The following is a 16,685-nucleotide window of genomic DNA, read 5'->3' as shown; positions in this document are numbered from 1 at the left end:
CGGTTATGCGGGGCAGTGGAGGACGAGCAGACAACGAGCGGGGACGGCGATGACGCTCGCCGCCGGATAGGTGGCCTCGGCGCGGCCGTCGGGCATCGAACAATCCAGTGCGACAGACCATTCGGCGCCGTAGTCGGGGCCGGGCAGTGCGAAGTCGAGGCCGGTGTGGTGCGCGTTGAAGCACAGCAGGAACGAATCGTCGGTGATGCGCTCGCCGCGCGGACCCGGCTCATTGATGCCGAGGCCGTTGAGATACACCGTCAGCGATCTGCCGAATCCGCTGTCCCAGTCCGCGGGCGTCATCTCCTCACCCGCCGGGGTGAGCCAGGCGATATCGCGCGCGTGGTCTTTGGCGCGGATCGGCCTGCCTGCCAGGAAGCGGCGGCGCCGGAAGATCGGGTGCCCGGTGCGTAGCGCGATCACCCGCTTGGTGAACTCGAGCAGATCCGAATTCGTCTGCATCAGTGACCAATCCATCCAGGCCAGCGGCGAGTCCTGACAGTAGACATTGTTATTGCCCTGCTGCGTGCGGCCCATCTCGTCGCCGTGCGCGAGCATCGGGGTGCCCTGACTGAGCACCAGCGTGGCGAGCAGATTGCGACTCTGCCCGGCGCGCAACGCCAGAATCTCCGGATCGTCGGTCGGTCCCTCCACCCCACAGTTCCACGAGCGGTTGTAGCTCTCGCCGTCGCGATTGCCCTCGCCATTGGCCTCATTGTGTTTCTCGTTGTAGGACACCAGATCCCGCAGCGTGAAACCGTCGTGCGCGGTAATGAAGTTGATGCTGGCGCTCGGGCGACGGCCGGTGGCCTCGTACAGATCCGAGGATCCGGTGAGCCGGGAGGCGAATTCGCCGAGGGTGGCCGGTTCACCGCGCCAGTAGTCGCGAACGGTGTCGCGGTACTTGCCGTTCCACTCGGTCCACTGGCCGGGAAAATTGCCGACCTGGTAGCCACCCTCGCCGACATCCCACGGCTCCGCGATCAGCTTCACCTGGCTGACCACCGGATCCTGCTGCACCAGATCGAAGAACGTCGACAGGCGGTCCACATCGTGCAGTTCCCTGGCCAGGGTAGCGGCCAGATCGAAGCGGAAGCCGTCGACGTGCATATCCAGGATCCAGTAGCGCAGCGAGTCCATGATCAGCTGCAGCGTATGCGGGTGGCGCACGTTGAGGCTGTTACCGGTGCCGGTGTAATCCATGTAGTGCGACGGGTCGTCGTCGACCAGGCGATAGTAGGCGGCGTTGTCGATACCGCGGAAGGCCAGGGTCGGCCCGAGGTGATTGCCCTCGCCGGTGTGGTTGTAGACGACATCGAGGATCACCTCGATGCCCTCCGCGTGCAGGGCGCGCACCATGGCTTTGAATTCGGTGACCGCGGCACCGCCGCGCGGACTGGCGGCGTATTCGTTGTGCGGAGCCAGGTAGCCGAAGCTGTTGTAGCCCCAGTAGTTTCGCAGTCCCTGATCCAAAAGGACACGGTCGTGTAGGAATTGGTGCACCGGCATCAGCTCGATCGCGGTAATGCCGAGGCCCTTCAGATGTGCCACGATCGCCGGGTGCGCGATACCGGCGTAGGTGCCGCGTAGTTCCTCCGGAATATCCGGATGCGTCATCGTCATGCCCTTGACGTGCGCCTCGTAGATGACCGTCTCGTGGTAGGGGCGATTGGGTCGGCGATCGGCGCCCCAATCGAAGAACGGGTTGATCACCACACCGGTCATGGTGTGCCCCAACGAATCCTGACCGTAGGTGTAGAGCGAGGAGTCGTTGTCGAATTCGCCGTCGAAGGCCTTGCCGTACGGATCGAGCAGCAATTTGCTTGGATCGCAGCGCAATCCGTGCTCGGGATCGTAGGGCCCGTGCACCCGGAAGCCGTAGCGCTGCCCCGGTCCGATGGTCGGGAGATAGGCGTGCCAGACGTAGGTGTCGACCTCTTCCAGTGGCACCCGGGTTTCGGTGCCGTCCCTGGCGATCAGGCACAATTCGACGGCGTCGGCAACCTCGGAGAACACCGAGAAATTGGTTCCGGCGCCGTCGTAGGTCGCGCCGAGGGGGTAGGCCGTGCCGGGCCAGACACCGAGGGGTGTCACCTCACCGGTCGCTGCGTCGGGCTGAGCCATGTCAACGACAGTAGCGTCAGCCGGAGCGCACTCCGTATGGGTGGTTGCGGCCGGGCGAGTCAGTCCTGGTCGCGGCCGGTTACCGAGTAGCGCCGCCGGTAGCCGATTCGGGTGGCCAGCCGGGCGAGTCCGCCGAGTATCGCGCGCTGCGGCCAGATCGGGATGCCCGCGAGATAGCCGTCCTGGTAATCCCACAGCAATGCCAGGGCCAACGGGTTGCGCGGCATCCGGGAACGGACGGTGGTCTTGCCCGCGGCGTCCAGTGCGTGCCACACCTGGAACATCTCCCAGTGCCGCAGCGGCGGGCGGATCTCGTGATCGAAGACCGTATCGGGCGCCTCGCTCCAGAACTCGTGTACGGCGCGCGGGGGCGCGGTGAGCGAGTCACCCGGGCCGACAACGGTTTCCGCGCCGTCGATCTTGAAGCGCAGTCGACCGCGGCGCACGGTCCACGATTCGCTGAGTTCGGGATGCCAGTGCGGGCCCGCCTGCCGGTCCGCCTCGGGCAGTTGATGTTCCAGGCGCAGGTAGGGGCCGCGTTCGTCGTCACCTCGCGCGATGAAGGTGATGCGGTGTCCGTTGCGGAAGGTGAGTGTTTCTCGCATATCTCCAGATATAAAGGTAACCTTCATAATGTGTCAACGGTTGATCCTCACACCACATTGCTGAAGCTGCTCGGTCAGGCGACGCACGCCTTCGAACGGGAGCTGAATCGGGAATTGCGGGCCGCGCTGCGCGACGATCTACGCCCCGCGCACTACGCGGTATTCCGCTATCTGGCCCCGGAAGGCTCGCGGATCAGCGAATTGGCGCAGGAGGCGGGTATGACTCAGCAGTCGATGGGGGAGTTGGTCGCGCATATGGAGCGGTGCGGATATGTGGAGCGGAAGGTCGATCCGAGCGATCGGCGGGCGCGGCTCGTGGTGCTGACCAGCGAGGGGCGGGCGGCGCTCGGTATTGCGGCCGAGCGGATCCGTCGGATCGAGCACAGGCTCGTGACGCGTCTGGGGGAGCGCGGGTTGGATGAGCTGCGGCAGGGGTTGGGGCGCGTGCCCGAGGCGCTGGCCGACTAGCGGTCAGTCGCGCGTCGGCAAGGTCAGTCGCCAGGTCTGGCCGACCAGATCGTGGCCGAAGCTGTGGTGCGGACTCGATTCCACGAGTTCGAAACCCGCGCGCTGATAGATGTGCCGCGCCGAGGTGAGAACATCATTGGTCCACAGCACCATCTCGCGATAACCCACTTCGGTGGCGAATCGCAGACACTGGTCGACCAGTGTCGAGCCGACGCCGAGCCCGCGGGCGGTCGGCTCCACCAGCAGCAGCCGCAGCCGGGCCGTGGTCTCGTTCTCCGCCACGCAGAACACGCAGCCCACCGGTTCACCGTCGTATTCGGCGATCCAGGCACGCTCGCGGCGGGCGTCGTGCGTGTCCAGATAATCGGCGACGATGCGGGCCACGAGCGCTTCGTAGCTGGTATCCCATCCGTATTCGGCCGCGTAGAGCGCGGCATTGCGCTCGATCACCCAGCCGTAGTCGCCCGGTCGCGGGGCGCGGATCGCCAATTCTCCCGGTCCTCGACCGTCGAGAATGCGCTGGATTGTGCGCATGGAGGTGACCAGCCGGGCGCGTTCGGCCGGTGAGTGCGCGTTGAGTAGATAGCCCACCTCGCTGTTCGATCGCTGGTTGAGCACCGCGAAGATCTCCTGGCCGCGCGCGGTCAGCCGGACCTCCTGGCGTCGCCCATCGCTCTCGCTGCGGTTGCGCTGGACCAGTCCGTCCTTCTCGAAGCGGGCCAGAATGCGGCTCAGATATCCGGGGTCGAGGTCGAGCGTGCGGCGCAGTGTGACGACCTCGGTGGAGCCGGAGTCGGCAAGTTCGAACATGATTCGCGCTTCGGTCAGTGAGTATTCGCTGTCGAGCAGGCCCTCGCGGAGCACGCCGATGACCCGGGTATAGCGGCGATTGAATTCGCGGACGGCGTCGATATCGGTGGCGGCAACGGTGGTCATGGCGGCTCCCCAATCTTTGACTGAGTCAAAGGATACGCCACGCCGCCCGGGTCGGCGCGGAATTCGCGGAGGCAGGATCGTGCGCGCGCAGCTCGGGTGGTAACTTGAACACCGTTCAAGCGCGCCTCGGGAAGGCCGGGGCCGTCGCGCGACCGCGAGGATTGCTGTGGCACTGAATTCCCCCACCCCGCCGGCTCCGCCGGCTGCCATCCCCTTGAGTTCTGACGAGATCACCGCCATCGATGCCGAACACGTCTGGCATCCCTACGGCGGCTTCCCCGCGACGACCGAGCCGCTGGTGGTGTCCGGTGCTCGCGGCACCCGGCTCACACTGGCCGATGGCCGGGAACTGGTCGACGGGATGAGCTCCTGGTGGGCCGCCATCCACGGCTATCGGCACCCGGTGTTGGACGCCGCGCTGGTGGCGCAGTCGCAACGGATGAGTCATGTGATGTTCGGCGGGCTGACCCATGAACCGGCGGCCCGGCTGTCCGAACTGCTCGTCGAGCTGACGCCCGCGGGACTGGACAAGGTGTTCCTGTGCGACTCCGGATCGGTATCGGTCGAGGTCGCGGTGAAAATGTGCCTGCAGTACTGGCGCGCGGCGGGGCGGCCGGACAAGCATCGGCTGCTCACCTGGCGCGGCGGGTATCACGGTGACACCTTCACGCCGATGAGCGTGTGCGATCCGCAGGGCGGCATGCATTCACTGTGGACCGATGTGCTCGCCGAGCAGATCTTCGCCCCGGCGCCGCCGCTCGAGTACTCGGCGGAATATGTGGCCGAATTCGAGCGACTGCTCGCCGCGCATGCCGATGAAATCGCCGCGGTGATAGTGGAACCGGTCGTACAGGGGGCGGGTGGCATGCGCTGGCACGATCCCCGGTATCTGACCGATCTGCGACGCCTGTGCGATGCATACGGGGTGCTGCTGGCCTTCGATGAGATAGCGACCGGATTCGGCCGCACCGGAGCGCTTTTCGCGGCCGACCACGTCGGGGTGAGCCCGGATGTGATGTGCGTCGGCAAGGCGCTCACCGGCGGCTATCTGACCTTGGCCGCCGCACTGTGCACCACGCGGATCGCCGAAACCATCAGCGCCGGACACGGTGGACTGATGCACGGGCCCACCTTCATGGCCAATCCGCTGGCCTGCGCCGTCGCGGTGGCTTCGATCGAACTGCTGCTGCAACGGGATTGGCGCGGTGAGGTCACCCGGATCGAATCGGAGTTGGAAACCGGTCTGGCTCCTGCTCTTTCGCTGCCCGGTGTGCTGGATGTGCGGGTGCTCGGTGCGATCGGCGTCGTCCAGCTCGACCATTCGGTGGATATGCGCAAGGCCACCCATGCGGCCGTCGAGGCCGGAGTCTGGTTGCGCCCCTTCCGCGATCTGATCTACACCATGCCCCCGTTCATCAGCACGACCGACGATGTCGAACGGATCGCCGCCGCGATGGTCGCCGCCGCCCAGGCCTGATCGCGGCTAGCCGGTGCCGCTTTGGGTTTCGGCGATCTCGGGGTGATCGGAATCGGAGACGACCTGCCAGACCCGGAAGACGCAGTGGTAGTCGTCGGCCCAGCCGCTGGCGATCAGCAGGTAGGTATCGCCGTCGCGGAGCAGGACGCGGCGGCCGGGGAGCCTCGGATGCTGTGGGATGAAGGTCGGGATGAGTGCGCTCAGTTTGGCCATGGCATGTTCGCGGGTGCCGACCACCTGCGCGAGAACGCGCGGCGACCAGCGCGTGTGATCCCCGGAACCCGTTGTCTCTTCGACGACTATCGCCCACCGTGGCATTCGGCCCTGCTCCCTTTGGCGGAAATGCCGCGTCACCGTTGGACGGTGACGGCCTTCAACGATGGGTCCCACGGTACCAGCAGCGACCCCTGGGCAGGCGGCCTGAACGGTGTTCAAGTATGCTCCGGAGCTGTGACTACCGATCCGTTGGGCTGGTTGGATGAACGCGCCGCCGAGCGCGTGAGCGCTGGGTTGCGCCGTGAGCTGCGGCCCCGCGCGCCGCAGTCGCCGTCGATCGACTTGGCCTCCAACGATTACCTCGGGCTGGTGCGCCACCCCGAGGTGATCGAGGGCGCGGTCGAGGCCGTGCGACGCTGGGGTGCCGGGTCGACCGGATCCCGGCTCGTCACCGGGACCACCGCCGAACACGAACAGCTGGAGACCGAACTCGCCGAATTCGTCGGCGCCGAAGCCGGTTTGGTCTTCGCCTCCGGCTATGCGGCCAATCTCGGTGTGGTGACCGCGCTGGCCGGACGGGGTGCGCTGATCGTCTCCGATGCGGGCAGCCATGCCTCGCTGGTGGATGCCTGCCGACTCTCGCGGTCGCGCGTGGCGATTGCCCCGCACCGCGATGTCGCTGCGGTCGAGCGGCTGCTCGGTGAGCGCACCGAGGAGCGGGCGCTGGTTCTCACCGATTCGGTGTTCAGCGCCGACGGTGATCTGGCTCCGCTGGCCGAATTGCACCGGGTCACCCGGGCCGGCGGTGCGGTGTTGATCGTGGATGAGGCGCATGGGCTCGGTGTGCGTGGTACGGGCGGACGCGGGCTGGTGCACGAGGTCGGTCTGGCCGGGGAGCCGGATCTGGTGATCACCGCGACACTGTCGAAAGCCCTTGCCGCGCAAGGTGGTGTGGTATTGGCCAGCGCGCGTGTGCGTGCGCATTTGATCGATGCCGCGCGCACGTTCATCTTCGATACCGGGCTCGCGCCCGCTGCGGTCGGCGCCGCTCGGGCCGCCCTGCGATTGTTGTGTCGCGAACCCGAGATGGCGCAGCGGGTGCTGGAGCGGGCCGCCGAGATCGCGCGCATTGCCGGTGTGGCGGAACCGGATTCAGCGGTTGTCTCGGTCGTGCTGGGGGAGGCACAGGTCGCATTCGATGCCGCACAAGCCTGTCGCGAGCGTGGGCTGGATGTCGGGTGCTTTCGTCCGCCTTCGGTGCCCGAGGGGACGTCGCGATTGCGGCTGACCGCGCGGGCGAACTTGACTTCCGTTGAAATCGAGACCATCGCGACAGTTCTCACCGAGGTACTGGCGCGAGCGCGTGGACTGGAGGTAGTGGGCGCATGAGTGTGCTCTTTATCACCGGGACGTCGACGGAGGTCGGCAAGACCGTGGTGACGGCGGCCCTCGCCGCGGCCGCCCTGGCCGACGGTCGGACCGTGGCCGTGTGCAAACCGGCCCAAACCGGTGTCGGCCCGGGGGAACCCGGCGATCTCGCCGAAATCGAACGTCTGACCGGGGTTACACGAACGGTGGAGCTGGCTCGCTATCCCGAACCGCTGGCGCCGGATACCGCCGCGCGCCGCTGTGGACAGCGGCAGCTGACATTGAGTGAAACCGCCGCCGCCATCGACTCGCTCGCCGATGCCGACCTGACATTGGTGGAAGGCGCTGGCGGATTGCTGGTCCGCTTGGGCGAGTTCACGCTGCTCGACCTGGCGCAGAAGCTCGATGCGCCCGTGCTGCTCGTTGCCGCGGCCGGACTCGGCACCCTCAACCACAGCGAATTGACCACGCGGGCACTGTCTTCCGCTGGAGTCCGCTGTGCGGGTCTGGTCATCGGCTCCTGGCCCGCCGAACCGGATCTGGCCGCCGAATGCAACCGCACGGACCTGCCCCGGCTCACCGGCGTCGACGTGGTCGGTTCGGTGCCAGCGGGTGCGGGCCGCTGGGATCGCGATCGCTTCGCCGCGGCCGCTCCCGGTTGGTTCACTCCGGGTTGGTCCCCGCTCGGCTGAGCGTTGAGACCGTTCGGATCCGGTGGCTCGAGTTGCTCCGTGCCTTCCACTCGGATCGGACGGCAGGTGAAAGCGCCGCGGGCGACCGTGTATCGGCTGCTGCTCGATGCCGAGGCGATGGCGCCGCGAACTGCCCTGACACGCTCATCGAGGCATCGGCGTCACCTCATCAGTGCGGTTCAATGATGGAGGTGGGCACCGGATTCCAGCGATCGATCCGATCGGGGTCCGCTCCAGGACGCGCTCGGCCGCTCGCCGGGGATCGGCGGGCTCGTCTGGCAGTACCCGCGAACCTTACCTACCCTGGGGAAGATGTCGCCGTTGGATGATCGGCACCCGTCCACCGTCTCGGACTGGGACGGCGCGCGACGGAATGCCCGGCTCCGGGAGACTCGTCTCGGGCACGGATGGCAGACGTTGCGCCGAACCAGGCAGGCGGTGCTGCGGGTCGCTGTGGTGTTGCTCGCTGGGCTGACCGTGTTCGCCCAGTACTGGGAGTACGACGTGACCCCAGAACGTGATCGGCTCGCGCGCACCGAACCCGCGGTGCTGCCGATCGCCGCGCCCGCGCACGAGCGCGATTGGGACACCGTCGTCGTCGATATGGTCGGTCTCGGTGGTCTGAATGCCAGCAATACCGCGGCCGCGCTGCCCGCGCTCAGCGAGATGGGTGTGGTCTGGGCGATCAAATACGACAATCAAGGCATTGATACCAAGGTGATCGCCGACCTGATCATCCGCGCCGCGCAGATGTCGGGTCTGAAGAACATCGTGCTGGTCGGGCACAGCATGGGCGGGGTCATCGCACTCGAGGTCGCCCGGCATATCCATGTCGGCAGCGACCGCCGGCTGGTGGGGGTGCTACTGGATTGCACGCCGGTGGATCTGAACGCGGTGCGCCCGGAAAGCCGCGGTGCTGGTGAGGATATGGTGCGCTGGATGGGCTGGCTCCCCGGTGCACGCGAGAGCCGCACCCTGCGGCTCGCCGTCGAAACCTATGCGCGGCGGGACCGATTCATCGATCGTGGGCGCGATGGATTGCCCGGTGTCCGGCTGGAGCCATTGCGCGATGTGGTCGAGGAAGTGTTGCGCGAGAAGGTCTTTTCCCGCGATGCGGCCAGCAACGGTCTGATCGAGACACAGTTCCTGGCGATCGTGGCGGGCGGTGCGATCAACGACTTGCGCGCGCTGTCGCGTCCCGCCAATGGCAAACCGCGTCCTGCCATCGTGTTCATCCGTCCCCGGGATCCGGATAACGACCGGGTGGTCGATGTCGAATACTCCCATCAGGTGCTCATCGAGCGGGTCGGCGGCGTGGACGGCTCGCTGCTGGTCGTCATGCCGCGAAATACCGGGCACGCCAATCCGATGCAGCGACCCGAGGCCTACAACCAGATCATCGACCAGCAGATCCTGCCGTTCATCGAGCGATATCAGCAGCGGGTGCGGGAGTCGGTCTCCTCGGCTGCGCCGCCCTGACCCCCGACTCCGGAGTTGGAATCAGGCTAAGACAAACCGTATTCGCACCGGTTTTGTCTTGCTTCAATGCCAGCATGCTTCGACCACGTACGCTCCTGACCGGCCTGCTCGGCCGCACAACCGCCAGTTTGCTCGCCGTGGCGGCCGTTGCGAGTCTGGGACTCACCGGCTGCGCGAGCGACGACAAGCCGGTCGGCAATGCCAACGCACCCTTGCCCACCGAAATCCCCGCGGGCACCAAACTCGTGCTCGCCGATCAACAAGAGCGGTTCAAGTCGGTACTCCAGTTCTCCGGCGAACTCGACAAATTGCCGTTCAAGGTGGAGTTCGCCAACTTCATTGGTGGACCGGCCATCCTGGAAGCCTTCCGTGCCGGTGCCGCGGACGTCGCGACGGTCGGCGATGTCCCGCCGATCCACGCGCAGGTGGCCGGGCAGGACGTGCCGATCATCGCGGCCTACCAATCCAACCCCAGTGCGCTGAAACTCGCGGTGGCGCCGGGCAAGACGGCCACCACGCTGGCCGATCTGAAGGGTAAGAAGATCGCCTACGCGGAGGGCACCGCCCAACAGGCCGCGGTGCTGCGTGCGCTCGCCAAGGCGGGGCTGAAACCCGGTGATGTGCAACTGGTTCGGCTGCAGCTCGCGGAGTTCCTCGACGCGGTGCGTACCGGCCAGGTCGATATCGCGCCGCTGGCCGAACCGAATGTCACCCGGCTGTTGCGCACCCCGGGTACATCGTTGATCCCGGATTCGGAGACCGCCGGCATCTACGGCGGCGTCGGCTACCTGTACGCGCGGCGCTCCGTGGTGACGGATCCGGCCAAGGCGGCCGCGACCCGGGCGCTGGTCGCCGCCTACGTTCGCGCCTACCAGTGGGTCAATACGCACCAGGAAGAGTGGGCGCGCAAGTATTACGTCGAGAGCCAGAAGGTCAGCGCCGATGACGCCAAGCGCATCGTCGACTCGCTCGGCACCTACACCTTCCCGCATCTGGATCAGCAGCTCGTCGATCGTCAGCAGGGCACCATCGACGCGATCGACAAGGCGGGTGAGCTGCCCAAGAAGGTGCGCGCCGCGGACGGTTTCGATCTGCGCTTCGACGCCGTCGTCACCCAGGCCGTCACCGAGAGCGGCGCGGCATTCGAACAGAAGGCGAAATAGCCAATGGCCACCGTGGATGTCGGCGTATTCGGCCGGATCGGACGATCTTCGCGCACCGCGTCGGAGCCGGTGCTGGCCCGGCGCAAGCCTACTCGACCGCGCCTCGGTCCTGGCCGCTCGATCCCGTTCGGGATCGCCATCGGACCGGTACTGCTGATCGCGGCGTGGGTGCTCGGATCCGCCACGGGCGCACTGGATGAGCAGACGCTGCCCGCACCGTGGACGGTCGCCGAAACCGCACGTGATCTGCTCGCCGACGGCAGGCTGCAGTCGAATCTGGTCACCTCGCTGAAGCGCGCGGGCTGGGGTCTCGGGCTCGGTGTCGTGATCGGTGTGGTGCTCGCCTTGATCGCCGGACTGAGCCGAATCGGGGAAGCCCTGCTGGACGGCCCGATCCAGATCAAACGCTCGATTCCGACGCTGGCGCTGATTCCGCTGTTCATCGTGTGGTTCGGCATCGGCGAGGAGATGAAACTCATCGTCATCACGACCAGCGTCGCGATTCCGATCTACATCAATACCCACGCGCAACTGCGTGGCGTCGACAGCAGATATGTGGAACTGGCCGCGACGGTGGGGCTTTCGCGCTGGGGCTTCATCCGCCGGATCGCGCTGCCCGGTTCATTGCCCGGATTCTTCACCGGTCTGCGGCTGGCGGTCACCATTTCGTGGCTGGCGCTGGTGGTGGTCGAACAGGTCAATGCCACCAGCGGCATCGGCTATCTCATGACGCAGGCGCGCACCTACGGCCAGATCGACGTCATCGTCGTCGGCCTGGTGATCTACGGCCTGCTCGGACTGTTCGGCGATATCGCCGTGCGGGCGACGGAACGGAGGGCGCTGTCATGGCGGCAGACGATCGCGGACTGAGCGTGGTCCGGACCCGCGCACTGCGCAGGGGTTTCGGCGATCGGGTGGTGCTGCACGGTATCGACCTCGATATCGCGCGCGGTGAATTCGTCGCCCTGCTCGGGCGCAGCGGTTCGGGAAAGAGCACCCTGTTGCGCGCGCTGGCCGAACTGGATCGTGACGTGCCGGGCTCCGGTGAGCTGCGGGTGCCCGCGGAACGTGCGGTGGTGTTCCAGGATTCGCGGCTGCTGCCGTGGCACCGGGTGCTGGACAATGTGACTCTCGGGTTGAAGGGTGCCGACGCCGCCGAGCGCGGCCGCACCGCCCTGGCCGAGGTCGGCCTGGCCGGACGGGAAAAGGCCTGGCCCAAGGAACTTTCCGGTGGTGAGCAGCAGCGCGTCGCCTTGGCGCGCTCGCTGGTTCGGGAGCCGGAGCTGCTACTGGCCGACGAACCCTTCGGCGCGCTGGACGCACTGACCCGCATCAGAATGCATGTGCTGCTGCAGGATCTGTGCGCCCGACACAAGCCCGCCGTCCTGTTGGTGACCCATGATGTCGACGAGGCGGTGCTGCTCGCCGACCGCGTGCTCGTCCTCGACGAGGGGCGCATCGCCGTCGACCAGCGCATCGACCTGGAACGTCCGCGCAGCCACGTCGATCCGGATTTCCACCGCCTGCGCGAACTGCTGCTGGCCAGCCTCGGCGTCGATGTCGCGGCCCTGCACGCGAAGAAAGCCTCATGACCCGCCAACTCAGCCTCAATGCGTTCATCTACCCCTCCGGACACCATGAGGCGGCCTGGCGGCATCCGCAGAGCCGACCCGACCGGATCTACGATGTCGCCTACTACCAGGAGATCGGTCGCACCGCCGAGGCCGCCAAATTCGATGCGGTGTTCTTCGCCGACGGACCCGCGCTGCGCACCAACGTCGAGCACAACGCGGCATCCGGCTTGGAACCGATCACGCTGCTCACCGCGATCGCCACGGCCACAACGCATCTCGGGCTCATCGCTACTGCGTCCACCACCTACTACGAGCCCTACAACCTGGCCAGACTGTTCTCCACACTGGATCACATCTCCGGCGGCCGGGCGGGCTGGAATATCGTCACCACCGGAACCGACCTCGCCGCGGCCAATTTCGGGCTCGACAAACATCCCGATCACCCGACGCGGTACGCGCGGGCCAGGGAGTTCGTCGACGCGGTCGTCGCGCTGTGGGACAGCTGGGAAGACGATGCGATCGTGCTGGACCAGCAGGCGGGCGTCTACGCCGATCCGGATAAGATCCACCCGATCGACTTCGTCGGCGAATACCTCAGTGTGCGTGGGCCGTTCAACGCACCGCGCACTCCGCAGGGGCATCCGGTGCTCGTGCAGGCGGGGGCGTCCAATGACGGCCGGGCATTCGCGGGCAAGTACGCCGAGGCCATCTTCACCGCGCATCAGCGGCTCGAGGACGCACAGGCGTTCTACGCCGATATCAAGGCCAAGGCGGCCGCATTCGGCCGCGACGCCGATCAGGTCAAGATCCTGCCCGGTATCAGTCCGTTCATCGGCGATACCGAGGCGGCTGCCAAGCGACTCGAGCGGGAGTTCAACGAGCTCACCGTGCCCGAGTACGGCCTGAAGCAGTTGGAGGGCATCGCGGGTCAGCGTCTGGGGCACCTGCCGCTGGACGCACCCGTACCGCTCGAATTGTTCAGTGACGCGGGCGATGTCACCGATAACGACCGCAGCCGTCGGCAGGTGGTGGCCGGGATCGTGCAGCGGGAGCGGCCCACCGTGCGCGGGCTGCTGCACCGCCTTGCCGGTGCGCGTGGGCATCGGGTCTTCGCCGGTACTCCGGAACAGGTCGCCGACACGATCGAGGAGTGGTTCCGCAATGGCGCTGCCGACGGTTTCAACGTGATGCCGCCGTACTACCCGGGCGGGCTGGAGGTTTTCGCCGAAACCGTGGTGCCGATCCTGCAGGAGCGCGGATTGTTCCGCACCGAATACACCGGGACCACCCTGCGCGACCACTTCGGCCTCACACGCCCCGAGAGTCGGTTCGCCCGCCGACCGGCCCTCGCCCAGTGAGCGCGGCGGTCGCCGAGCCGGACTGTCATCGCGCTGCGAGCTGTCGGTCGGCACGGTATTCGATGGCCCCGCTGCCCGATCGTCCATCGCGGCGAACTGTGGTCGCCGAACGCGTTCGGGCAGATCGCGCAGCAACAGATCGTCGAGAATCCACGCCCCTACGCAGTGGAAGTTCGTGGCCGAAGCCGAAGGACGAACTGGCCGCCCGCCGCTCGGCGCTCGCGTTGTGAGTGAGCAGCTTTTCGACATCGACCGTGCCGCAACACCATCGGTTCGCCTGCGGGCGCTGGTGTGGACGGTGTTCATGCCGGTGGTGCTGTACGGCATCGGGTCCGGCGCTGCGGCACCGATGTATGCACTGCGGGCGCTGGATCTGGGGGCGTCCGCCGGGGTGGCGGGGATTGTCGTCGCGCTGAATGGATTGGGCATGGTGCTGGCCGATCTGCCTGCCGGGCGGATCATCGCGCGGATAGGGGAGCGCGGGGCGATCGCGCTGGGCTCGGGCATCGGGCTCGCCGGGGTGCTGTGCGCGATCTTCGCGCCGAATCCCGGGGTGCTGGCGGTGGGCATGCTGCTCAATGGAACCGCCAGTGCGGTATGGGGTTTGGCGCGGCAGTCCTACATCGTGGCGGTGGTGTCGCCGGCCGAGCGTGGGCGCGCGTTCTCGACGTTGGCGGGTGCATCGCGGCTCGGATCCTTTTGCGGGCCGTTCGTCGGTGCCGGATTGGTCTACGCGATGGGGCCGAGTGGCGCGTTGTGGCTGCAGTTCGCCACGACCGTGCTCGCGGGCGGGGCGATGCTCGCCATCCGATCGGCCGACGGCGATGACGCGGACGTCGGTGACCACACGCTGCGCTCGGTGATCGTCGAAAACCGCGGGGTGCTGGGCACACTCGGGCTGGCGGCACTGCTGATGGGCGGCGCGCGGGCATCGCGGACCGCACTGCTCCCGCTGTGGGCCGCGCATATCGGCGTGAGTGCCGCCACGACGAGCCTGATTTTCGGCATCACCGGTGCGGTGGACGTACTGCTGTCCTATCCGGGCGGCATCCTGCTCGATCGCTACGGCGGCCGCGCCACCGGCATCCCGTCGATGCTGCTGTTCGCCGTAGGTTTCGCGGCCCTGCCACTCACCACCTCGACAGTCGAACTCGCGGGTGTCGCAGTGCTGCTCGGCCTCGCCAATGGCGTCAGCAACGGCATTATCATGACCGTCGGTGCCGATATCGCACCCCCTGGCCAACGCGCCGAATTCCTGGGCGCGTGGCGCCTGACCCACGACGTGGGTATGTTCACCGGCCCCATCGCAATTGGCTTGATCAGCGCCGCAACCGTTCTCGGCGCCGCGGCGCTCATCCTGGCCGCAGCCGCTTCGGCGGGCGCGGCCGCTATGTACCGCTGGTTCCCCGGGGGCCAACCAGGCTCGGCGCGGAGACGACCACGCTCACGAGATGGCCTGAGCACCCGCACTCGGTCGCCCGATGTCAGCTGACATCGGTTCGTGATTTGCCTCTGCCGCATACCTAATGAGCGCGTCGCACAGGTTTGCCTCTTGTGTGAGGTGCTCACTGAGTGTGCGAGATTCCGTAGTGCTGGGGCTGGGAGTGCCGGTGGGACGGTTGGGTGCGGCCCAGGTAGGCGAGTAGGCGGTCGCTGGGTGCGGCGGTCGGTGGTTCGATGGGGGGAGCGAAGAGGGGCCAGCGGTCCGCGACCGGGACCAGTTTCGGTGCCACGTTGAGTAATTCGCGGGCGAGGCGATCCGGGATCGTCGGGGCGGCCGGGGCGGCGGCGGTGAGGTCCCATGCGTGGATGGTGAGTTCGAGAGCGCCGACCGTGCCGAGGACCCGGGCCGATACCGGTTTGCCGAAGACCACGACCGGTTCCGGATGCTCGTTCGCCCAGTCGCCGAGCAGGGCTTCGGCGCGACTGCGAATATGCAGGGTACCGGCACAATTCCGCATCGGCGCGCCAGGTGTCAGTCGAACCTGCCCGCCCGCGAGGCCTTCGCGCAATGCGGCTATCGACTCGTCCACGTGCGCGAGCAGCATGCGGGTATTCCACCCATGACAAGATGTCGGTGCCGACAGGTCCGGGACGATATCGGGCAGTACCGCGAGCAGATAGGCGACCGCCCGCTCGAGCAGGTCATCGGTCATGGCAGAACCGGCTCGCGCCGCGCGGTCTCGACCAGGGACGTGGGCAGGCCGAACACCTCGAACAGCGCGGCATCGTGGTAGGAGACGACGTGCGAGATCCCCTCCGGGGTGGCGGTGAGCACATGCAGCGATTGCGCGTGTCCACGCAGATAGAACGCGAATCCGGGCTGGCCGTTCGCCGCGATCGGCACCATGCGGACCTCGCCCGGCGCATACGGACACTTCGCTGCGATCAGTTCGACGATCGTGCGGTCGCCACGGAACCATTCGGCAATCGGCGGCATCTCCCAGACCGCATCCGACCGCAACAGTGTGATGAGCGTATCCATGTCGGCGGCCTCGAACGCCGCGGCGTATCGGTCCAACAGCGCACGAATTTCGGGATCGTCGGGCTCGGCCACCGGCTTGTCCGGACCCAGTTCATCGAGGGTGGTGTGGGCGCGTTGCAGCATGCTGTTGACCGCCGCCACGCTGGTCCCGATCAGGTCCGCGACCTCGGCGGCCTTCCAGTGCAGCACATCTCGCAGAATCAGCACCGCGCGCTGGCGCGGCGGCAAATACTGCCACGCGGCGATGAGCGCCAGCCGCATATCGTCACGGGCCGCGACAATGGCGGCCGGGTCCGCCGCCTCGGGTGCGATGCGCGCGTCCGGCATCGGTTGCAGCCAGGGGATTTCGGGTGCAAAGCGCACGTCCTGCGTCGGATCGGCCGTCGACCCGGACAATCCCGCGGGTAGCACACGTCGACTGCTGTGCTCGAGTGCGTTGAGGCAGGCATTCGTGGCGATCCGATAGAGCCAGGTCCGCATCGAGGCACGGCCTTCGAAGTCGCCGTAGGCGCGCCAGGCCCGCAACATCGTCTCCTGCACCAGATCCTCGGCGTCGTCGACCGAACCGAGCATCCGGTAGCAGTGGGCGAGCAATTCGCGCCGATACGGCGTCGTGCGGGCGGCGAATTCATCGCTATCGGTCATCTGCTGTCCTTCCGGGTGCCCCGAAACATGTCCCTGTGAATACCGACCGCCGTACCACCCGGAACTCATCGGCCCGCGGCGAATCAATGCCGTCG

At 66.9% G+C, this 16,685-nt stretch carries 16 protein-coding genes; 10 read left to right on the top strand and 6 right to left on the bottom strand.

Annotation, left to right across the window (positions count from 1 at the left end; all coding sequences use genetic code 11):
• Positions 1-3: 3 nt before the first annotated feature.
• Together glgX and ACQP2D_RS31050 are read right to left on the bottom strand one after the other, a co-directional pair.
• Entirely contained in the window at positions 4-2,124 is a 2,121-nt protein-coding gene (gene glgX / locus ACQP2D_RS31055; protein ID WP_433679472.1) for a glycogen debranching protein GlgX, read from the bottom strand.
• 59 nt (positions 2,125-2,183) lie between these two features.
• Positions 2,184-2,729: a cupin domain-containing protein gene (locus tag ACQP2D_RS31050; RefSeq protein WP_433679471.1), complete on the bottom strand. Its 546-nt coding sequence runs from the start codon at positions 2,727-2,729 to the stop codon at positions 2,184-2,186.
• Between the two features lie 30 nt (positions 2,730-2,759).
• Here ACQP2D_RS31050 and ACQP2D_RS31045 point away from each other — a divergent pair, with 30 nt between their 5' ends.
• Positions 2,760-3,197: a MarR family winged helix-turn-helix transcriptional regulator gene (locus tag ACQP2D_RS31045; protein WP_433679470.1), complete on the top strand. Its 438-nt coding sequence runs from the start codon at positions 2,760-2,762 to the stop codon at positions 3,195-3,197.
• Positions 3,198-3,200: 3 nt separating this feature from the next.
• Here ACQP2D_RS31045 and ACQP2D_RS31040 read toward each other — a convergent pair whose 3' ends face one another.
• Entirely contained in the window at positions 3,201-4,133 is a 933-nt protein-coding gene (locus ACQP2D_RS31040) for a bifunctional helix-turn-helix transcriptional regulator/GNAT family N-acetyltransferase (protein ID WP_433679469.1), read from the bottom strand.
• A gap of 208 nt (positions 4,134-4,341) precedes the next feature.
• Between ACQP2D_RS31040 and ACQP2D_RS31035 the strand changes: the two genes are divergently transcribed.
• The gene (locus ACQP2D_RS31035; RefSeq protein ID WP_433685812.1) at positions 4,342-5,610 is read left to right on the top strand and encodes an adenosylmethionine--8-amino-7-oxononanoate transaminase; all 1,269 of its coding nucleotides are present in this window, start codon (positions 4,342-4,344) and stop codon (positions 5,608-5,610) included.
• Positions 5,611-5,616: 6 nt separating this feature from the next.
• Here the strand turns inward: ACQP2D_RS31035 and ACQP2D_RS31030 are convergent, their stop codons facing one another.
• Complete coding sequence (locus ACQP2D_RS31030; RefSeq protein ID WP_433679468.1) at positions 5,617-5,928, bottom strand: hypothetical protein; 312 nt, start codon at positions 5,926-5,928, stop codon at positions 5,617-5,619.
• A 132-nt stretch (positions 5,929-6,060) separates the two neighbouring features.
• Here ACQP2D_RS31030 and ACQP2D_RS31025 point away from each other — a divergent pair, with 132 nt between their 5' ends.
• From ACQP2D_RS31025 to ACQP2D_RS30990, 8 genes are all read left to right on the top strand, one after another.
• Positions 6,061-7,215: an 8-amino-7-oxononanoate synthase gene (locus ACQP2D_RS31025; protein WP_433679467.1), complete on the top strand. Its 1,155-nt coding sequence runs from the start codon at positions 6,061-6,063 to the stop codon at positions 7,213-7,215.
• Positions 7,212-7,886 carry a dethiobiotin synthase gene (bioD, locus tag ACQP2D_RS31020; RefSeq protein WP_433679466.1) on the top strand — a complete coding sequence of 225 codons (675 nt, stop codon included), beginning with the start codon at positions 7,212-7,214 and terminating at the stop codon, positions 7,884-7,886. The genes ACQP2D_RS31025 and bioD overlap by 4 nt, the downstream gene beginning before the upstream one ends.
• A gap of 312 nt (positions 7,887-8,198) precedes the next feature.
• Positions 8,199-9,365, top strand: coding sequence for an alpha/beta fold hydrolase (locus ACQP2D_RS31015; RefSeq protein ID WP_433679465.1), 1,167 nt, complete (start codon positions 8,199-8,201; stop codon positions 9,363-9,365).
• Between the two features lie 74 nt (positions 9,366-9,439).
• Complete coding sequence (locus ACQP2D_RS31010; protein WP_433679464.1) at positions 9,440-10,528, top strand: ABC transporter substrate-binding protein; 1,089 nt, start codon at positions 9,440-9,442, stop codon at positions 10,526-10,528.
• Positions 10,529-10,531: 3 nt separating this feature from the next.
• A complete protein-coding gene (locus ACQP2D_RS31005; RefSeq protein WP_433679463.1) occupies positions 10,532-11,398 on the top strand; it encodes an ABC transporter permease in 867 nt (288 codons plus the stop codon).
• A complete protein-coding gene (locus tag ACQP2D_RS31000) occupies positions 11,374-12,120 on the top strand; it encodes an ABC transporter ATP-binding protein (RefSeq protein ID WP_433679462.1) in 747 nt (248 codons plus the stop codon). Before ACQP2D_RS31005 ends, ACQP2D_RS31000 begins: the two co-directional genes overlap by 25 nt.
• Positions 12,117-13,460 (top strand): LLM class flavin-dependent oxidoreductase, encoded by a 1,344-nt coding sequence (locus ACQP2D_RS30995; protein ID WP_433679461.1) that lies wholly within the window; start codon positions 12,117-12,119, stop codon positions 13,458-13,460. Before ACQP2D_RS31000 ends, ACQP2D_RS30995 begins: the two co-directional genes overlap by 4 nt.
• Before the next feature lie 304 nt (positions 13,461-13,764).
• Positions 13,765-14,952, top strand: a complete 1,188-nt coding sequence (locus tag ACQP2D_RS30990; protein ID WP_433685811.1) for an MFS transporter — start codon at positions 13,765-13,767, stop codon at positions 14,950-14,952.
• A gap of 73 nt (positions 14,953-15,025) precedes the next feature.
• Here the strand turns inward: ACQP2D_RS30990 and ACQP2D_RS30985 are convergent, their stop codons facing one another.
• Together ACQP2D_RS30985 and ACQP2D_RS30980 are read right to left on the bottom strand one after the other, a co-directional pair.
• A complete protein-coding gene (locus ACQP2D_RS30985; protein ID WP_433679460.1) occupies positions 15,026-15,616 on the bottom strand; it encodes a maleylpyruvate isomerase family mycothiol-dependent enzyme in 591 nt (196 codons plus the stop codon).
• A complete protein-coding gene (locus ACQP2D_RS30980) occupies positions 15,613-16,590 on the bottom strand; it encodes a sigma-70 family RNA polymerase sigma factor (RefSeq protein ID WP_433679459.1) in 978 nt (325 codons plus the stop codon). Before ACQP2D_RS30980 ends, ACQP2D_RS30985 begins: the two co-directional genes overlap by 4 nt.
• Between the last annotated feature and the right edge of the window lie 95 nt (positions 16,591-16,685).

The sequence above is a fragment of the Nocardia sp. CA-119907 genome (assembly GCF_050955995.1).
Lineage (GTDB): Bacteria > Actinomycetota > Actinomycetes > Mycobacteriales > Mycobacteriaceae > Nocardia.
Note: the sequence above shows the minus strand (reverse complement) of the source record. Positions and strands in the feature narration are given on the sequence as shown.